This window comes from Paractinoplanes tereljensis (assembly GCF_016862435.1).
GTDB lineage: Bacteria > Actinomycetota > Actinomycetes > Mycobacteriales > Micromonosporaceae > Actinoplanes > Actinoplanes tereljensis.
Genome location: NZ_BOMY01000026.1, coordinates 23,307 through 40,458, shown reverse-complemented (window position 1 = coordinate 40,458; position 17,152 = coordinate 23,307). Strand labels below are relative to the sequence as shown.

At 69.3% G+C, this 17,152-nt stretch carries 16 protein-coding genes; 5 read left to right on the top strand and 11 right to left on the bottom strand.

Going from position 1 to position 17,152, the window contains the following annotated elements; genetic code table 11:
• Positions 1–598: 598 nt before the first annotated feature.
• The 3 genes from Ate02nite_RS20250 to Ate02nite_RS20240 form a co-directional block, all read right to left on the bottom strand.
• Positions 599–1,543 carry an ATP-grasp domain-containing protein gene (locus Ate02nite_RS20250; RefSeq protein WP_438871230.1) on the bottom strand — a complete coding sequence of 315 codons (945 nt, stop codon included), beginning with the start codon at positions 1,541–1,543 and terminating at the stop codon, positions 599–601.
• Positions 1,507–1,800, bottom strand: coding sequence for a hypothetical protein (locus tag Ate02nite_RS20245; RefSeq protein WP_203807806.1), 294 nt, complete (start codon positions 1,798–1,800; stop codon positions 1,507–1,509). The genes Ate02nite_RS20250 and Ate02nite_RS20245 overlap by 37 nt, the downstream gene beginning before the upstream one ends.
• A gap of 183 nt (positions 1,801–1,983) precedes the next feature.
• On the bottom strand, positions 1,984–2,925 hold the full coding sequence (locus Ate02nite_RS20240) for a heme o synthase (protein ID WP_203807804.1): 942 nt from the start codon (positions 2,923–2,925) through the stop codon (positions 1,984–1,986).
• Between the two features lie 328 nt (positions 2,926–3,253).
• Between Ate02nite_RS20240 and tkt the strand changes: the two genes are divergently transcribed.
• From tkt to pgl, 5 genes are all read left to right on the top strand, one after another.
• Positions 3,254–5,308, top strand: coding sequence for a transketolase (gene tkt / locus Ate02nite_RS20235; protein WP_239147544.1), 2,055 nt, complete (start codon positions 3,254–3,256; stop codon positions 5,306–5,308).
• Positions 5,309–5,318: 10 nt separating this feature from the next.
• The gene (gene tal, locus Ate02nite_RS20230) at positions 5,319–6,455 is read left to right on the top strand and encodes a transaldolase (protein WP_203807800.1); all 1,137 of its coding nucleotides are present in this window, start codon (positions 5,319–5,321) and stop codon (positions 6,453–6,455) included.
• An 89-nt stretch (positions 6,456–6,544) separates the two neighbouring features.
• A complete protein-coding gene (gene zwf / locus Ate02nite_RS20225) occupies positions 6,545–8,062 on the top strand; it encodes a glucose-6-phosphate dehydrogenase (RefSeq protein ID WP_354263221.1) in 1,518 nt (505 codons plus the stop codon).
• Complete coding sequence (locus Ate02nite_RS20220) at positions 8,059–9,075, top strand: glucose-6-phosphate dehydrogenase assembly protein OpcA (RefSeq protein WP_203807796.1); 1,017 nt, start codon at positions 8,059–8,061, stop codon at positions 9,073–9,075. Before zwf ends, Ate02nite_RS20220 begins: the two co-directional genes overlap by 4 nt.
• A 64-nt stretch (positions 9,076–9,139) precedes the next feature.
• Complete coding sequence (gene pgl / locus Ate02nite_RS20215; protein WP_203807794.1) at positions 9,140–9,865, top strand: 6-phosphogluconolactonase; 726 nt, start codon at positions 9,140–9,142, stop codon at positions 9,863–9,865.
• A gap of 3 nt (positions 9,866–9,868) precedes the next feature.
• On the opposite strand, the gene Ate02nite_RS20210 is transcribed toward pgl, so the two are convergent.
• The 8 genes from Ate02nite_RS20210 to rapZ form a co-directional block, all read right to left on the bottom strand.
• A complete protein-coding gene (locus Ate02nite_RS20210; RefSeq protein ID WP_203807792.1) occupies positions 9,869–10,210 on the bottom strand; it encodes an RNA polymerase-binding protein RbpA in 342 nt (113 codons plus the stop codon).
• A 119-nt stretch (positions 10,211–10,329) separates the two neighbouring features.
• A complete protein-coding gene (secG, locus tag Ate02nite_RS20205) occupies positions 10,330–10,587 on the bottom strand; it encodes a preprotein translocase subunit SecG (protein WP_203807790.1) in 258 nt (85 codons plus the stop codon).
• Between the two features lie 88 nt (positions 10,588–10,675).
• Complete coding sequence (gene tpiA / locus Ate02nite_RS20200) at positions 10,676–11,470, bottom strand: triose-phosphate isomerase (RefSeq protein WP_203807787.1); 795 nt, start codon at positions 11,468–11,470, stop codon at positions 10,676–10,678.
• A 2-nt stretch (positions 11,471–11,472) separates the two neighbouring features.
• The gene (locus Ate02nite_RS20195) at positions 11,473–12,669 is read right to left on the bottom strand and encodes a phosphoglycerate kinase (RefSeq protein WP_203807785.1); all 1,197 of its coding nucleotides are present in this window, start codon (positions 12,667–12,669) and stop codon (positions 11,473–11,475) included.
• Between the two features lie 6 nt (positions 12,670–12,675).
• Positions 12,676–13,671 (bottom strand): type I glyceraldehyde-3-phosphate dehydrogenase, encoded by a 996-nt coding sequence (gap, locus tag Ate02nite_RS20190; protein WP_203807783.1) that lies wholly within the window; start codon positions 13,669–13,671, stop codon positions 12,676–12,678.
• Positions 13,672–14,163: 492 nt separating this feature from the next.
• Positions 14,164–15,144 carry a DNA-binding protein WhiA gene (gene whiA / locus Ate02nite_RS20185; RefSeq protein ID WP_097322458.1) on the bottom strand — a complete coding sequence of 327 codons (981 nt, stop codon included), beginning with the start codon at positions 15,142–15,144 and terminating at the stop codon, positions 14,164–14,166.
• Positions 15,145–15,206: 62 nt separating this feature from the next.
• Positions 15,207–16,166 carry a gluconeogenesis factor YvcK family protein gene (locus Ate02nite_RS20180; protein WP_203807780.1) on the bottom strand — a complete coding sequence of 320 codons (960 nt, stop codon included), beginning with the start codon at positions 16,164–16,166 and terminating at the stop codon, positions 15,207–15,209.
• Positions 16,163–17,071 carry an RNase adapter RapZ gene (gene rapZ, locus Ate02nite_RS20175; RefSeq protein ID WP_203807778.1) on the bottom strand — a complete coding sequence of 303 codons (909 nt, stop codon included), beginning with the start codon at positions 17,069–17,071 and terminating at the stop codon, positions 16,163–16,165. Before rapZ ends, Ate02nite_RS20180 begins: the two co-directional genes overlap by 4 nt.
• Between the last annotated feature and the right edge of the window lie 81 nt (positions 17,072–17,152).

The window sequence follows — 17,152 nt, the reverse complement described above, 5'->3', positions numbered from 1 at the left end:
GGCTCGCGAGCCGCCCCGCCACGTCGTAGGCGTGCGCCGGCGACTCGACAAGCAGTCCCAGCATCGGCAGCACGAGCCCGTTCCGCGTCGCATCCAATGGCATGACGCGGAGCCTATAGTCGTATACGTCTAATGGGCAAGTGGAGCCCCCAACCGGCCCGGCGCATGGCGTTGCCGGGAGGCAGACGGACCGGACGCCGCTTGGTCAGAGCGACGAACGGACTCCCGGATGCCGGGCCGGTCGAGGACGCGGCCGCCTTGGAGACAGAGGCGACCGCCACGCACTATTCCGAGGCTGTCGTAAGGCCTCATTCCTTTCTGCGCCGACCGGCCGCGCGCTACGGCGGCGGGCGCTGCTGCGGACATCGGGCAGTGGCCATGGCACTCGTCGCGTCAGCGGGCGGCCGGCCACCCGCTGACGAACTGCACACAGCCTGGCGCCCCGCAGCGATCAACGAAGAGAAAAATTTGAGCCTGTGGATAACTGCCCACCGCATAGCGCGAGCGGCGCGCTACGGCCTCTGGCCGTGGCTGGGTCGCGCTGCTCGGCGGGACCGGGTGGAATCGGCGGGGACGGGGATGCCCGTACCCCTCGGATTTAAAGGCGGGTGCGGATCGCCTGGGCCAGGCGGGTGGCCGCGGCCGGGGCCGTGCGCAGGAAGAGTGAGGGCTCGGTGAGCTCCAGCTCCAGCAGCAGCGGGAGGCCGTCGGGGCCGGGGATCACGTCCACCCGGGCGTACAGCAGGTTTTGGAAGCGTTCGGGGATCGCGGCCAGGACCTTGTCGGCGGTCGCCAGCTCGGACGGGGACGCGATGCGCGCGGTGATGTTCTCGCTGCCGGGGTTGATCTTGCCCTCGTCGGGGCCGGTGAGCATGGGGCCCTTGCGGGCCGCGTGGCTGAAGGTGAGCCGGCCGGAGGCGTCGGCGAAGTAGAGCAACGCGGTCTCGCCGGCGGTGTCCACGGCGGAGAGGTACGGCTGGATCATCGCGGTGCGGCCCAGCGACGTCAGTCTGGCCACATGCGCCTCGGCCAGGTCCAGCTGGGACGGCAGCGCGTAGCGGCCGGTGTCCTGGCTTCCGGCGCTGACGGTCGGCTTGACCACCCACTCGCCGTCGGACGGTGGCTGCCAGGTCTCACCGGGAGACACATAGGTCGTGGGGGTGATCGGGGCGCCGGCCTCGGCCAGCTCCCGCATGTAGCGCTTGTCGGTGTTCCACTCGACGACGTCGGCCGGGTTCAGCAGACCCGGCACCGAGTGGGCCCAGGCGACGAACTCGTCGCGGCGGGCGACGTAGTCCCAAGGGGAACGCAGCACCACTGACGCATAGGAGGACCAGTCGGCGGTGGGGTCGTCCCAGCGGACCACGTCCACCGGTATGCCGGTGGCCAGCAGGGCATCCCGCAGCGGGTGGTCATCGTCCCAGAGGGACGGAAAGAGGCTGCAGGTAACGAGAGCGACCCGGGAGGACTCCCGGGTCGCCTGGGTTGAAGTGGACGGGGACAAGATCAGCGGGCCATGCTCCGGCGCGACATCGAGCGCCACAGGTCGTTGCTGGGGCGCATCTGCTCCAAGAGCTCGCGCTCCCACTCGTTCTCAATCTCTACGCCGGCGTTCTCACACGCCTGGCGGGCGACGTCGGTGCCATCGGCGAACTGGTCGGACCACTCGCCGTCCTGGCCGACGAGGACGATGCGGGCACCACGCTTGCCGACGTACTCGATGACCGCCTTCGCGCCGCCGTGGCCGGCGGCGAAGGATTTGATCCCCGCAGTCAGTGTCGTATCGGAACCTTGAGCCATGACGGGCAGCCTAAGCACGTTCCCTGTGGAAGCAAGCACCGGCTGTTGCATTTTGTGATGACAATAACCAGGAGGTTTACCTGATGGACTCATTGGTATGCACCAATTGCGCCCGAATTGCCCGCATCAACAGGTTTCCATCGATGGGGTGACCAACCGTAACCTTTAAAACGGTCATTTCGCTCAAATGAGCGCATCCACCGCGACCGCGATGAAGAGGATCGTCAGGTACGTGATGGACCAGTGGAACAGGCGCATCGGCTTGATCGGGCCGCCCTTGCGGGTGCGGTTCACCAACAGGAGCGCCTCGCCGAGGAAGAGGGCTCCGGTGACGATCGCGGTGATGCCGTAGATCGGGCCGAGGCCGAGCGGCCAGGCGACGAGCGACGCGACCACGGTCAGCACGGTGTAGAGCACGATCTCGAAGTTGACCCGGCCGACCGAGCGGACCACGGGCAGCATCGGGATGCCGGCGCGGGCGTAGTCGTCCTTGTACTTGATGGCGAGCGCATAGAAGTGCGGCATCTGCCAAAAGAACACAACCGCGAAAAGCGCCCATCCGAGCGGGGCCACCGAGCCGGTCACCGCGGCCCAGCCGATGATCACCGGGGCCGCTCCGCAGACGCCACCCCAGAACGTGTTGGCCGGCGTGCGCCGCTTCAACCAGAGCGTGTAGACCACGTCGTAGTAGAAGATGGCGCCCGCGGTCAGGGCGGTGGCGAGCCAGTTGGTGAAGACCGCCATCAGCGCGACGGAGATCACCGCGAGCGAGAGTCCGAAGATCAGCACGGCCCGCGGAGTGACGCTGTGTGCGGGCAGCGGGCGCCGCTTGGTGCGCCGCATCAGCTCGTCGATATCGCGGTCGATGTAGCAGTTCAGCGCGCTGGCCGCACCGCCCGCGAGGGCCCCACCGATCAGGACGATCGCGAGAGTGCCCAGGTCGGGCCAGCCACCGGCGGCCAGCATCAGGGCCGGCACAGTGGTCACCAGGAGCAGTTCGACGATCTGTGGCTTGGTCAGCGCGAGGTAGGCGCGGAAAACGGCCGCGCGATCGCGGCGAGTTTCACCGCGCTCCTTGACGCCGGGCGCCCGTGAGGTGATGGGACGCTCGGTGATCATGCTCACGGACTGCCACCTTCCGGCATCGGCACTAGCCAACTCACGACCATTGCCGGCGCCAGCCGGCGGCACGCTGGGACAGCCTACGCTCAGCCGAATGTGCAGCTCCGGCGACCCAGCGCCGGTGCAAGGCGTCACACGTGGCATGTCCGCTCTCAGCGTATGGGCCTGAGGCGTTCCCCCGGCGCAGGTTTACGGCAAGTGGATAGGGTCAACCTCAAAAGGGTTCCTAATTCATGCCCCGAGGAGCACAACCGACGTGGCTGCGACAGATCCTGCTCTCAATTGGTCCGACCTCGACCGCAAAGCGGTGGACACCGTCCGGGTGCTGGCCATGGACGCCGTCGAGAAGTCCGGCAACGGCCACCCCGGCACCGCGATGAGCCTTGCCCCGGCCGCTTACCTGCTGTTCAACCGGGTCATGCGGCACGACCCGACCGACCCGCACTGGGCCGGGCGCGACCGCTTCGTGCTCTCCTGTGGGCACTCCAGCCTCACCCTCTACATTCAGCTCTACCTCTCCGGCTACGGCCTGGCGCTGGACGACCTGAAGTCGCTGCGCCAGTGGGACTCGCTGACCCCGGGTCACCCGGAGTACGGGCACACCCCCGGCGTCGAGATCACCACCGGCCCGCTCGGGCAGGGCATCGGCAACGCGGTCGGGATGGCCATGGCCGCCCGCCGCGAGCGTGGACTGTTCGACCCGAGCACCGACGCCGGTGACTCTCCGTTCGACCACAACGTCTACGCGCTGTGCTCGGACGGCGACATCGAAGAGGGCGTCAGCCACGAGTCGAGCGCCATCGCCGCGGTGCAGAAACTCGGCAACCTCACGGTGATCTACGACGACAACGAGATCTCCATCGAGGACGACACCCGGATCGCCAAGAACGAGGACGTCGGCGCCCGCTACGCCGCCTACGGCTGGAACGTGCAGCACGTCGACTGGCGCAAGGGCGACCCGGCGAAGGGCGACTACCACGAGGACGTCGAAGCCCTCTGGAAGGCGATCCAGGCCGGCCAGAAGGTGACCGACAAGCCGACGTTCATCGTCCTCAAGACCATCATCGGCTGGCCGGCACCGAACAAGCAGAACACCGGCAAGATCCACGGTTCGGCTCTCGGTGCTGACGAGGTCGCCGCGACCAAGAAGGTTCTCGGCTGGGACCCCAACGAGTCGTTCGCGGTCGCCGCGGACGTGCTCGCGCACGCCCGTGAGGTCTCCGACCGGGGCCGGGCGGCGCACGCCGAGTGGCAGAAGGCGTTCGACGCCTGGGCCAAGGGCAACGCCGAGGGCAAGAAGCTGTTCGACCGGCTCGACTCGCGCACCCTGCCGGACAACTGGTTCGACGCCGTTCCGGTCTTCCCGGCCGACGAGAAGGGCATCGCCACCCGCGCCGCGTCCGGCAAGGTGCTCGACGCCCTCGCGCCGGTGCTGCCCGAGCTGTGGGGCGGCTCGGCCGACCTGGCCGAGAGCAACAACACCACGATGAAGGGCGAGCCCTCCTTCATCCCGGCCGAGTACGCCACCAAGGCGTTCCCGGGCAACGAGTACGGCCGCACGCTGCACTTCGGCATCCGCGAGCACGGCATGGGCTCGATCCTCAACGGCATCGCGGTGCACGGCGGCACCCGCCCGTACGGCGGCACCTTCCTGGTGTTCAGCGACTACATGCGCGGCTCGGTCCGGCTGTCCGCGCTGATGAAGCTGCCGGTCGTCTTCGTGTGGACGCACGACTCGATCGGTCTCGGCGAGGACGGCCCGACGCACCAGCCGATCGAGACGGTCTCCGCCCTGCGCGCGATCGTCGGCCTCGACGTGGTCCGCCCGGCCGACGCCAACGAGACCGCCTGGGCCTGGCGCGGTGCCATCGAGCACACTGACCGGCCGACCGCGCTCGCGCTGTCCCGGCAGAACCTCCCGACGATCGACCGCAGCAAGTACGCGGCGGCCGAGGGCACCCTCAAGGGCGGCTACATCCTCTCCGAGGCGTCCGGTGGCCAGCCCAGCGTGATCCTCATCGGCACCGGCTCCGAGGTGCAGCTCTGCCTCGTCGCGCAGGAGCGGCTCGAGGCCGAGGGCACCCCGACCCGGGTCGTGTCGATGCCCTGCCAGGAGTGGTTCTACGAGCAGGACACCGCGTACCAGCAGGAAGTTCTGCCGCGTGGTGTTAAGGCGCGCGTCACCGTCGAGGCTGGCATCCGGATGAGCTGGGACCGCATCCTTGGAGATGCGGGCGAGCCGGTCAGCATCGAGCACTACGGCGCCAGCGCACCCGCCAAGATCCTTTTCGAGCAGTTCGGCTTCACCGCGGACAACGTGGTGGCCAAGGCCAACGCCGCCCTGGCCAAGGTCGGCGAGATCACCGGTCACAAGACCGGAAACTGAGGAGTACGCGATGACCGACAGGCTGGCCGAGCTTTCCGCCCAGGGTGTGGCGGTATGGCTCGACGATCTCTCCCGTGTCCGCCTGACCACTGGTTCGCTCGAGAAGCTGCGCGTTGACCAGCACGTGGTCGGCGTGACCACCAACCCGAGCATCTTCCAGAAGGCGCTGTCCGACGCGGACGCCTACGACGAGCAGCTCCGGGACCTGGCGGCGCAGAAGGTCACGGTCGAGGAGGCCGTGCGCCTGATGACCGCCAAGGACGTGCGGGCGGCGTGTGACGTGATGCGTCCCGCGTACGACGCGTCCAAGGGCATCGACGGCCGCGTCTCCATCGAGGTCGACCCGCGCAAGGCGCACGAGACCGAGAGCACCGTGGCCGAGGCCAAGACGCTCTGGTGGCTCGTCGACCGGGAAAACCTCTACATCAAGATCCCGGCCACCCTGGCCGGCCTGCCCGCGATCACGGCGACCCTGGCCGCCGGGATCAGCGTGAACGTGACGCTGATCTTCTCGCTGGAGCGCTACCGCGCGGTGATGGAGGCGTTCCTGGCCGGTGTCGAGCAGGCCAAGCTCAACGGCCACGACCTGTCCAAGATCGGTTCGGTGGCGTCGTTCTTCGTCTCCCGGGTGGACAGCGAGGTCGACAAGCGGCTCGACAAGATCGGCAGCGACGAGGCCAAGGCGCTCAAGGGCAAGGCGGCCATCGCCAACGCCCAGCTGGCCTACGAGGCGTACACCGAGGTCTTCGGCACCGACCGGTGGAAGGCCCTGGAGAAGGCCGGCGCGCACCCGCAGCGTCCGCTGTGGGCGTCGACCTCGACCAAGAGCCCCGAGTTCAAGGACACGATCTACGTCGAGGAGCTGATCGCCCCCGGGACGGTCAACACCATGCCGGAGTCGGTGATCTTCGCGTACGAGGACCACGGTGACACCCGTGGCGACACCGTCAGCCCCGCGTTCGGCGACGCCAAGAAGGTCTTCAGCGACCTGGCCGCCGTGGGCATCGACTTCAACGACGTCGTGAAGGTCCTCGAGGACGAGGGCGTCGACAAGTTCGAGGTCAGCTGGAAAGAGCTGCTCGACGGAGTCACCAAGTCGCTGAAGGCGGCCGCTTCCGGCGCCAAGAACCCGAGCGACGCGGCCTGATTTTCCCCGCCGGGGCCCGCCATGTTTTAAACAGGCGGGCCCCGGCGTACTTCACCTGCACGACACCGATAACTGGCAGGATGGACCACGTGGGCAATCCGCTGCGTACCGCACAGGACCGCAGGCTCCCGCGCATCCCGGAGCCGTGTGCTCTGGTGATCTTCGGAGTCACCGGTGACCTGTCCCGAAAGAAGCTCATCCCGGCCGTCTACGACTTGGCCAACCGCGGTCTGCTGCCGCCCGGTTTCGTGGTCCTGGGCTTCGCCCGCCGCGACTGGGGTGACGGCGACTTCGAGTCTCTGGCCCTGGAAGCGGCGAAGAAGGGCGCCCGGACCCCGTGGCGTGAGGATGTCTGGCAGCGTCTGGCCAGCCAGTTCCAGTTCGTGCCCGGTTCGTTCGACGACGACGCCGCCTTCGACAGCCTGGCCGAGACGCTCGACGACCTGCGCGAACGCAACGGCATCCCGGGCAACGCCGCCTTCTACTTCTCCATCCCGCCGGCCGCGTTCCCGCTGGTGCTCAACCAGCTGGCCCGCACCGGGATGGCCGACAACGCCAAGTCCGGCGGCTGGCGGCGGGTCGTGGTGGAGAAGCCGTTCGGTAACGACCTGCAGTCCGCGATCTCGCTGAACCAACTGGTCGACGAGGTCTTCACCCCGCAGGACGTTTACCGCATCGACCACTACCTGGGCAAGGAGACGGTCCAGAACATCCTGGCCCTGCGCTTTGCCAACAGTCTCTTCGAGCCGGTGTGGAACTCGAAGTACGTCGACTCGGTGCAGATCACCATGGCCGAGGACGTCGGCATCGGCACCCGGGCCGCGTTCTACGACGCCTCCGGTGCCGCCCGCGACGTCCTGCAGAACCACCTGCTGCAGCTGCTCGCGCTGGTCGCCATGGAAGAGCCGACAAGCTTCGACCCCAATGACGTACGCGCCGAGAAGCTCAAGGTCCTCAAGGCCATCGCCATCCCGAAGGACGTCGCGACGGGTTCCGTCCGCGGGCAGTACCTTCCGGGCTGGGTGGCCGGCGAGCGAGCCGTGGGCTACCTCGAGGAGAAGAACATCCCGCCGGACTCGACCACCGAGACCTACGCGGCGGTCCGGCTCGGCATCCAGAACCGGCGCTGGGCCGAGGTCCCGTTCTACGTCCGGGTCGGCAAGCGCATGCCGCGCCGGGTGACCGAGATCGCGATCCTGTTCAAGCGCGCGCCGCACCTGCCGTTCGACCCGGCCGACGTGGAGATGCTGGGCAACAACCAGCTGGTCCTGCGGGTGCAGCCGGACGAGGGCGTGGTGCTCAAGTTCGGTTCCAAGGTGCCCGGCACCACCATGGAGGTCCGCGACATCGCGATGGACTTCCAGTACGGCGAGGCGTTCACCGAGTCCAGCCCCGAGGCGTACGAACGACTGGTGCTGGACGTGCTGGTCGGCGACCGGACCCTGTTCCCGGACGCCGCCGAGATCGAGCAGTCCTGGCAGGTCATCGACCCGCTGGAGGCCGCCTGGGCGGACACCACGCCGGAGCCCTACCGGGCCGGCGAGTGGGGCCCGCGGGCGTCCGACGAGATGCTGGGCCGCGAAGGCCGTGCCTGGAGGCGAGCATGATTGGCTTGTGGGACACCACCGGCAACGAGGTCGTCAAGGCTCTCGCGGCCGAGCGGCGCAGCGCCGGCGGCGTGGCCTCCGGCCTCGCCCTGACCCTGGTCGCCGTCGTGGAGGAGAAGAAGGTCCGGGAGGCCGAGGCGGCCGCCACCATCGCCGCCTCCGCGCACCCCTGCCGCCTGCTCATCGTGGTCCGCTCCGATCTGGAGGGACGCAGCCGCCTCGACGCGGAAATCGTCGTGGGTGGCCGTCTCGGCCCGGCCGAGGCGGTCGTCATGCGGATGTACGGCCGTCTCGCGCTGCACGCCGAGTCGGTCGTCATGCCGCTGCTCGCCCCGGACGTCCCGGTGGTCAGCTGGTGGCACGAGGAGCCGCCGGACTCGATCGCCAACGACTTCCTCGGCGTCGTCGCCGACCGGCGGATCACCGACTGCGCGCAGTCCCCCGACCCGGTGGCCGCGCTGCGGCAGCGGGCCGTCGACTACGCGCCGGGCGACACCGACCTCACCTGGACCCGCATCACGCTGTGGCGCACCCTGGTGGCCGGCGCGTTCGACACCACCGACGAGCGGGTCACCGGCGCCACCATCGTGGCGCCGGCCAAGGACCCGACCGCCTGGCTGATGAAGGGCTGGCTGCAGTCGCGGCTCGGCATCGAGCCGAAGCTGGAGTCGTCCGACCGCTCGCCGCGGATGCACTCGGTGGAACTGCAGTGCGCCAACGGCGACTGCGTCCGGGTCACCCGCGAGGAGAACACCGCGCTGTTCAGCCGCACCGGCCAGGAAGACCGCTACATGCCGCTGCCGAAGCGGCCGGTCGGTGACGAACTGGCCGAGGAACTGCGCCGGCTCGACGCCGACCAGATCTACTCCGAGGCCCTCGGTGCGATGGCCGGCGCGACCGGCCTCGACCACCGGGCCCCGATGCGGGTGCACGTCTGGAAGGACCCGGCCCTCGCCGCCCGCGCGAACGAGGACGCCGGAGCCATGGCCGGCCCCGGTGGCACCGCCGCCTGACCCCGACAATCAAGCAGGGCCGTCCGCCTCACGGTGGGCGGCCCTTCCGCAATAGGAGGCGTACGTGAGCAAGACCCTGGTCGTGGTGGTACCCGACGCCGACGTCCTCGCCGCCACCGTCGCATCCCGCCTGGTCGCGAAGATCGTGGACGCGCAGGCCGACCGTGGCACGGCGAGTGTGGTGCTGACCGGCGGCCGGATCGCCGCGAAGGTGCTGACGACCGTCAAGGACCTGCCGGCCGCGGCCGCGATCGACTGGTCGCAGGTCGACCTGTGGTGGGGGGACGAGCGGTTCCTGCCGGCCGGTGACGCCGACCGCAACGAGACCCAGGCCCGGGCCGCGCTGCTGGACGCGCTGCCGCTGGACCCGGCCCGGGTGCACGCCATGCCGGCCGACGCCGGTCAGGGCGTTTCGTCGGCGGCGGTCAGCTACGCTGCCGAGCTCGGTGACCCGCTGCCGACATTCGACGTGCTGATGCTCGGCGTCGGCGAGGACGGGCACGTGGCGTCGCTCTTCCCGGATCACCCGGTGCTGACCGAGACGGGGACGACGACGGCGGCCGTGCACGACAGCCCGAAGCCGCCGCCGAACCGGGTCACGCTGACCATGCCGACGATCCAGAGCGCCGACGAGGTGTGGCTGATCGCCGCCGGGCCGGACAAGACGGTGTCGGTCGGTGCCGCCCTGGGCGGCGACAAGTCGAAGCCGGCCGCACACGCCACCGGTGTCAGCAAGACCTACTGGCTGCTCGACCGGGCCGCGGCGGCCGACGTACCGGCCCGGCGATAGTCCTTACTCGCCTCGGCGCTGGCGCACCTTGGCGAGGGCCTCAGCGAGAATCTTCTCGCCGTCCTCGTCGGTGCGCCGCTCCTTGACGTACGCCAGATGCGACTTGTACGGCTCGGCACGCATTCGGCCAGGCGGGTGTTCCCCGTCGAGACCGGCCGGCTGTCCGCAACGCGGGCAGTCCCACGTGTCGGGCGCGGGCGCCTCGGCCGAGAACTTGATCAGGCTGGCGTGGCCGGCCGCGCAGAAGTAGGTCACTTCTCGGCGCGGGGCGGGCTCGCTGCGCTCGTCGGGGCGCATCGGGCTGGACCCGACACGGCTGCCGCGGATCGCACTGCCGCTGGACACGGATGTCACTCCTGTCTCGAGGCGGGTCGGCCGGAAATATGGCCGAAATAATGGGGATAAAATAGCCGCGCGCCCGGCAGAACCGGACGCGCGGCAGATTCTACGACTATTGGCGACGGTCAGGAAGCAGGCAGGGCCAGACGCAGCCAGAGTCCCAGACCGACGATGCAGGCGAACCAGACGATGCCCACCAGAACGGTGTAGCGGTCGAGGTTCTTCTCCGCGACCGACGACCCGGCCAGGCTGGAAGAGACGCCACCGCCGAACATGCTCGACATGCCGCCGCCCTTGCCGCGGTGCAGCAGGATCAGCAGGGTCAGCACGAGGCTGGTAAGCACCAGCAACACGATCATCGTGTACGCGAACCACATCGGCATGATCGGGTTCATTCCTCTCGAAGGACAGACAGCACCGCAACAATAGCGGGTGCCCGGCCGCAAGGTGCGACCGGGCACACAGCATGTTTCAGCGGCCTACGTGCTCCCGGTAGCGCACGATCGAGGCGAACTCGCCGGCCTCCAGCGACGCGCCGCCGACCAGCACACCGTCGACATCCGGCTGCGCCATGATCGACGCGATATTGGCGGCCTTCACTGAACCGCCGTACTGGATGCGCACGGCCTCGCCGACGTCGGTGCCGTACTTCTCGGCGATCGCCGCGCGAATGGCCTTGCAGACCTCCTGCGCGTCGTCCGGCGTCGCGGTCTTGCCGGTGCCGATCGCCCAGACCGGCTCGTACGCGACGACGATCTGCTTGACCTGCTCCGGCTTCAGCCCGGCCAGCCCGGCCAGGGTCTGGTTGGTGCAGTGGGCGACGTGCGTGCCCTCCTCGCGGGTGACCAGGCCCTCGCCGACGCAGAGGATCGGCGTGATCTCGTTCGCGAAGGCCGCCTTCACCTTCGCGTTGACCAGCGCGTCGTCCTCGTCGTGGTACTCCCGGCGCTCGGAGTGCCCGGCCAGCACGTAGGAGACGCCCAGCTTGGACAGCATCGCGCCGGAGATCTCCCCGGTGTACGCGCCGCTCTTGTACTGGGAGATGTCCTGCGCGCCGTAGACGAGGTGCAGCTTGTCGCCGTCGATCGCGGTCTGCACGCTGCGCAGATCGGTGAACGGCGGCACGACGACGGTCTCGACGTCGGTCAGCTGCTGCGGGGTGAGACTCGCGGCCAGCTTCTGCACCAGAAGGATGGCCTCGAGGTGGTTGAGGTTCATCTTCCAGTTGCCGGCAACGATCGGACGGCGGGGGGTGGGGTCCGTCATGCTCACTTCTCCAGGGCTTCGACGCCGGGCAGCTTCTTGCCCTCGAGGTACTCCAGGGAGGCACCGCCACCGGTGGAGATGTGCCCGAACGCCGACTCGTCGAGGCCGAGCGTGCGCACGGCCGCGGCCGAGTCGCCGCCACCGACGACCGAGAAGCCGTCGATCTTGGTGATGGCCTCGGCGACGCCCCGGGTGCCGGCCGCGAACGGCGCCAGCTCGAAGACGCCCATCGGGCCGTTCCAGAACACGGTCTTCGCGGACCCGATGGCCTCGGCGAAGATCGCGACCGACTTCGGCCCGATGTCCAGCCCGAGCCGATCGGCCGGAATGTCGGAAATGTCAACCGTGTCATACGCAGCGTCAGCCGAGAACTCGCTGGCCGCCACAACGTCCACGGGCAGCACGATCCGGCCGTCGGCTTCCGCCAGCAGCGCGGAACAGGTGTCGATCATTTCCGACTCAAGCAGCGACTTGCCGACCTCGTGCCCCTGAGCCTTCAGGAACGTGAAGCACATGCCGCCGCCGACGAGCAGCTTGTCGACCTTCGGCAGCAGCGCCTTGATCACGGCGAGCTTGTCGGAGACCTTCGAACCGCCGAGCACGACCACGTAGGGCTGCTCCGGGCTCTCCGACACCCGCTTGAGGACCTCGACCTCTTTCAGGACGAGCCCACCGGCGTAGTGCGGGAGCAGAGACGGCACGTCGTACACCGAGGCGTGCTTGCGGTGCACGGCACCAAAAGCGTCATCGACGTAAAAATCGGCATATGCCGCCAGCTGGCCCGCGAAGGCAACGCGCGCGGCGTCGTCCTTCGAGGTCTCGCCCTCGTTGAACCGCAGGTTCTCCAGCAGGAGCACCTGGCCGTCGGCCAGCGCTTCCACGGCAGCGGAAGCAGAAGGGCCGACCGTGTCCTCAGCGAAGACGACGTCGGAGCCAAGGAGCTCCGAAAGCCGCGTCGCAACGGGAGCAAGCGTGTACTTCGGGTCCGGCGCGCCCTTGGGGCGGCCGAGGTGCGACATCACGATGACGCGGGCACCCGCGTCACGCAGCGCGACCAGCGTCGGCAGCACCGCGCGGGCGCGGCCGTCGTCGCTGATGACGCCAGGGTTGGCTTTGTCGAACGGGACGTTCAGGTCGGCGCGCACGAGCACGCGCCGACCCGAGACACCCTCGCCGAGCAGGTCGTCGAGAGTCTTCACGATTCGTCAGCCAACCAGCTTGACCAGGTCGACGAGGCGGTTCGAGTAGCCCCACTCGTTGTCGTACCAACCGACGACCTTGACCTGGTTGCCGATCACCTTGGTGAGGCCGGCGTCGAAGATGCAGGAGGCCGGGTCGGTGACGATGTCCGAGGACACGATCGGGTCCTCGGTGTAGACCAGGATGCCCTTGAGCGGGCCGTCGGCGGCCGCCTTGATCGCCTGGTTGACCTCGTCGACCGAGGTCTCCTTGCCGGCGGTGAAGGTCAGGTCGGTGGCCGAGCCGGTGGGGATCGGCACCCGCAGCGCGAAGCCGTCGAGCTTGCCCTTGAGCTCCGGCAGCACCAGGCTGACGGCCTTGGCGGCACCGGTCGAGGTCGGCACGATGTTCAGGGCGGCGGCGCGGGCGCGACGCAGGTCCTTGTGCGGGCCGTCCTGCAGGTTCTGGTCCTGGGTGTAGGCGTGGATCGTGGTCATCAGGCCACGCTCGATGCCGATCGTGTCGTTCAGCACCTTGGCCATCGGCGCCAGGCAGTTGGTGGTGCAGGACGCGTTGGAGATGACCGTGTGCTTCGCGCCGTCGTACAGGTTGTCGTTGACGCCGATGACGATCGTGATGTCTTCGTTCTTGGCCGGGGCCGAGATGATGACCTTCTTCGCGCCGTTCTCGACGTGCACCTTGGCCTTGTTGGCGTCGGTGAAGAAGCCGGTCGACTCGATCACCACGTCCGCGCCGACGTCGCCCCACTTGAGGTTGGCCGGGTCACGGTCGGCGAACGCCTTGAAGGTCTTGCCACCGACGGTGATCTCGTCGGCCGTGGCCTTTACCTCCTGGCCCAGACGACCCAGGATCGAGTCGTACTTGAGCAGGTGAGCCAGCGTCGCGTTGTCGGTGAGGTCGTTGACCGCCACGATCTCGATGTCCGCGCCGGAGGCCTGAACGGCCCGGAAGAAGTTACGTCCGATACGGCCGAAGCCATTGATGCCAACCCGGATGGTCACAGGTGGATCTCCTCGTTTCGGTCCGCCGGATTTCGTCGACCGGCGGAGAGTCTCTGCACGCCGAACTTCAACGGTCCGGCGTAGGGCGTCCGGCGAACGCGCGCGAATGAAGGGTGCGCCGCACCGAACTGGCGGCGTCACAGCGCGGTCGGCCGAGCTGCCGGCACCGTCGCCGTCACCATCGACCCTATCCGAGCCATCCGCCGACCGAGAGGCCGGGTGGGTTACCGACAGGTGACCAAGGTCCCTAATTAAGCGTTCATTCAAAACCCTTGGAAAGTACGCGTTCCGGCAGGTCCCCGCCTACCAGCGCGATCTTCGCGGCCCCTTACGGCCGCGACGCGCCTTTCGCGTGAGGCGTCCCGGAGCGCCTTCGGGCGCAACCCAACGCCGCACGCGAGAGTCGCGTCGCGGCCCGGTGCGGCCGCCCGGTCGCGCTGCTCGGCGGGACCGGGCATACCCGTATTTTCTAAGAAAGCGGGAGCGAACCGCTCAGCAGGCCATCATCTCGGGGGTTACCGCCGCCTCGGTGTCCGGAATGCCGAGGTCGCGGGCGCGCTTGTCGGCAAGCGCCAGCAGACGCCTTATGCGGCCGGCGATCGCATCCTTCGTCAGCGGCGGATCGGCGAGGGCGCCCAGCTCCTCGAGGGAGGCCTGCCGGTGCTCGAGACGCAGCTGACCGGCGCTGGTGAGGTGGTTGGGGGCCTCGTCGGCCAGGATCTCCAGGGCGCGGGTGACCCGGGCGGCCGCCGCGACCGCGGCGCGGGCCGAGCGGCGCAGGTTGGCGTCGTCGAAGTTGGCCAGGCGGTTGGCCGTCGCCCGGACCTCGCGGCGGACCCGGCGTTCCTCCCAGGCCAGCACGCTGGCGTGCGCGCCGATCCGGGTGAGCAGGGCGGCGATCGCGTCGCCGTCCTTGATCACCACCCGGTCGACGCCGCGGACCTCGCGCTCCTTGGCGGTGATGCCGATCCGGCGGGCGGCGCCGCGCAGCGCGAGGGCGGCCTCCGGGCCGGGGCAGGTGATCTCGAGGGCGCTGGAGCGGCCGGGCTCGGTGAGCGAACCGTGCGCCATGAAGGCGCCGCGCCAGGCGGCGACGGCGCAGCAGACGTTGGCCGAGACGACGTGCGGCGGGAGGCCGCGGACCGGCCGGCCGCGCACGTCGAGCAGGCCGGTCTGGCGAGCGAGGGCCTCGCCGTCCTTGACGATCCGGACGATGTAGTGGCTGCCCTTGCGCAGACCGCCGGAGGCCAGCACGTGGACCTCGCTGGGGTAGCCGTAGACGTCGGCGATCTCGCGGCGCAGGCGGCGCGCGACCGCGCCGGTGTCGAGCTCGGCCTCGACCACCACCCGGCCGGACACGATGTGCAGGCCGCCGGCGAAACGCAGCAGCGCCGCCATCTCCGCCCGGCGGCAGCACGGCTTGGGCACGTCGACCCGGCTCAGCTCGTCCTTGACCGCTGCCGTCATCGCCATCGTGTTAGTCCCACCTCATGCGCTGAAATGTTGAACAGTGTGTGCCGCACTACGCCGTCTGCTTAACGAGCGGCGCCCAATACTGGCACCAGTGCAACGCCCAGCGACTCAGGATCATGCCTCGGGCTGCCGTCCGCAACGGCCAACGGTGCCAACACGAGACGGGCACCCAAAGTTTCGGCCGCCAGGTGCACCGGTTCGGGTTCGCCCACCCACTTGGCGTCGGCCAGCACGGTGTCGGCCCGCAGACCCGGTAAATACCACCTCAGGGCGGCCAGGTGATCGGCCACCGACAGCCCGAGGGTCTCGTTGTCGGCGGCCAGGTTGAGCGTCACCAGCTTGCGGGCCGGGCTGGCGATGATCGCCTCGGCCAGCCGGGGCACCAGCAGATGTGGCAGCACGCTCGTGTACCAGCTGCCGGGGCCGAAGATCAGCCAGTCGGCCGCGTGGATGGCCTCGATCGCCTGGTCGCAGACGGGCGGGTCGGCCGGCTCGAGCCGGACCGCCTCGACGTGCCCGAGCGCCACCGCGACCGCGTGCTGACCGCGCACGGTGACGACCTCGCCGGGTCGTTCCGGGTCGGCGCCGAGCACGTCGGCCTCGATGCCGACCGCGTGCCGGGCCATCGGCAGCACCCGGCCGCGCGCGCCGACCAGGGCGGCCACGTGATCGAGGGCGTCGACCGGGTCGTCGAGCATCTCCATGAGACCGAGCAGCAGCAGGTTGCCGACCGCGTGCCCGGCCAGCGAGTCACTGCCGGCGAACCGGTACTGCAGCAGCTGCGCGGTCAGTTGCCGGGCCGGGTCGTCGGCGGCCAGCGCGGCCAGCGCCTGCCGCAGGTCGCCCGGCGGCAGCAGCGCGTCCCGCTCGGCCCGCAGCCGGCCGCTGGACCCGCCGTCGTCGCCGACCGTGACGATCGCGGTGATGTCCAGTTCCAGCTCGCGGGCGGCGTGCCGCAATCCGCGGAGGGAGGCGCCGAGCCCGTGCCCTCCCCCGAACGCGACCACGCGAACGGCCGTCACTCCCGCCCCAGGTCGCGGTGCGAGGGGTGGGCGGAGAGCCGCATGTCACGCAACTGGGCGGTGAGTTCCTCGGTGATCGCGACGCTGCGGTGCTTGCCGCCGGTGCAGCCGACCGCGACGGTGAGGTAGCGCTTGCCCTCGCGCTCGAACCCGGGCGCCGTCGACGCGATCAGGCCGGCGTAGTTGCTGACGAAGGTGCTCGCGCCCTCCTGGTCGAGGACGTACTTGCTGACCGCGTCCTCCAGGCCGGTGTGGTCGCGCAGGTCGGGAACCCAGAACGGGTTGGGCAGGAAGCGGGCGTCCAGCACGTAGTCGGCGTCCGGCGGCAGGCCGTATTTGAAGCCGAACGACAGCACGGTGATGCGCAGCTTGCGCACGTCTTCCCCGCCGAACAGTTCCTCGACCCGGCGGCGCAGCTGGTTCACGTTCAGGTGGCTGGTGTCGATGATCACGTCGGACTGCTCGCGGGCCTCGGCCAGCAGCTTGCGCTCGGCGGTGATGCCGTCGGCCAGCCGGCCGTCGCCCTGCAGCGGGTGCGAGCGGCGCACCGACTCGAACCGGCGGATCAGCACCTCGTCGTCGGCGTCGACGAACAGCACCCGCGGCGAGAAGCCACGCTCCTTGAGGGCGTGGATGGCGCCGGCCAGGTCGGTGGAGAAGGCCCGGCTGCGCACGTCGAGCACCATGGCGGTGCGCCGGGCGGCGCCACCGGCCTGGAACGCGAGCTGGGCCATGTCCAGCATCAGCGCCTGGGGCAGGTTGTCCACCACATAGAAGCCCACGTTCTCCAGCGCCCGGGCGACCGTGCTGCGGCCACCGCCGGAAACGCCGGTCACGACCACCAGGTCGGTGGCCACCTCGTCCGGGTCCACCGAGTCAGCGAACTCCGGCAACGACTCCGTCAACGCACGCCTCCCGCGTAGATGCCCACTCCATCGCGGGCGGACACCCCATCCAACCGCCCCGCCGCCACCCTTGAGCGGACT

Excerpts from the sequence above, each read along its gene's own strand:
- Ate02nite_RS20245 (WP_203807806.1), bottom strand. The coding sequence starts at position 1,800 with ATGGCTCAAGGTTCCGATACGACACTGACTGCGGGGATCAAATCCTTC.
- tkt (WP_239147544.1), top strand. The coding sequence starts at position 3,254 with ATGGACGCCGTCGAGAAGTCCGGCAACGGCCACCCCGGCACCGCGATG.
- tal (WP_203807800.1), top strand. The coding sequence starts at position 5,319 with ATGACCGACAGGCTGGCCGAGCTTTCCGCCCAGGGTGTGGCGGTATGG.
- Ate02nite_RS20220 (WP_203807796.1), top strand. The coding sequence starts at position 8,059 with ATGATTGGCTTGTGGGACACCACCGGCAACGAGGTCGTCAAGGCTCTC.
- secG (WP_203807790.1), bottom strand. The coding sequence starts at position 10,587 with ATGCCGATGTGGTTCGCGTACACGATGATCGTGTTGCTGGTGCTTACC.
- tpiA (WP_203807787.1), bottom strand. The coding sequence starts at position 11,470 with ATGACGGACCCCACCCCCCGCCGTCCGATCGTTGCCGGCAACTGGAAG.
- whiA (WP_097322458.1), bottom strand. The coding sequence starts at position 15,144 with ATGGCGATGACGGCAGCGGTCAAGGACGAGCTGAGCCGGGTCGACGTG.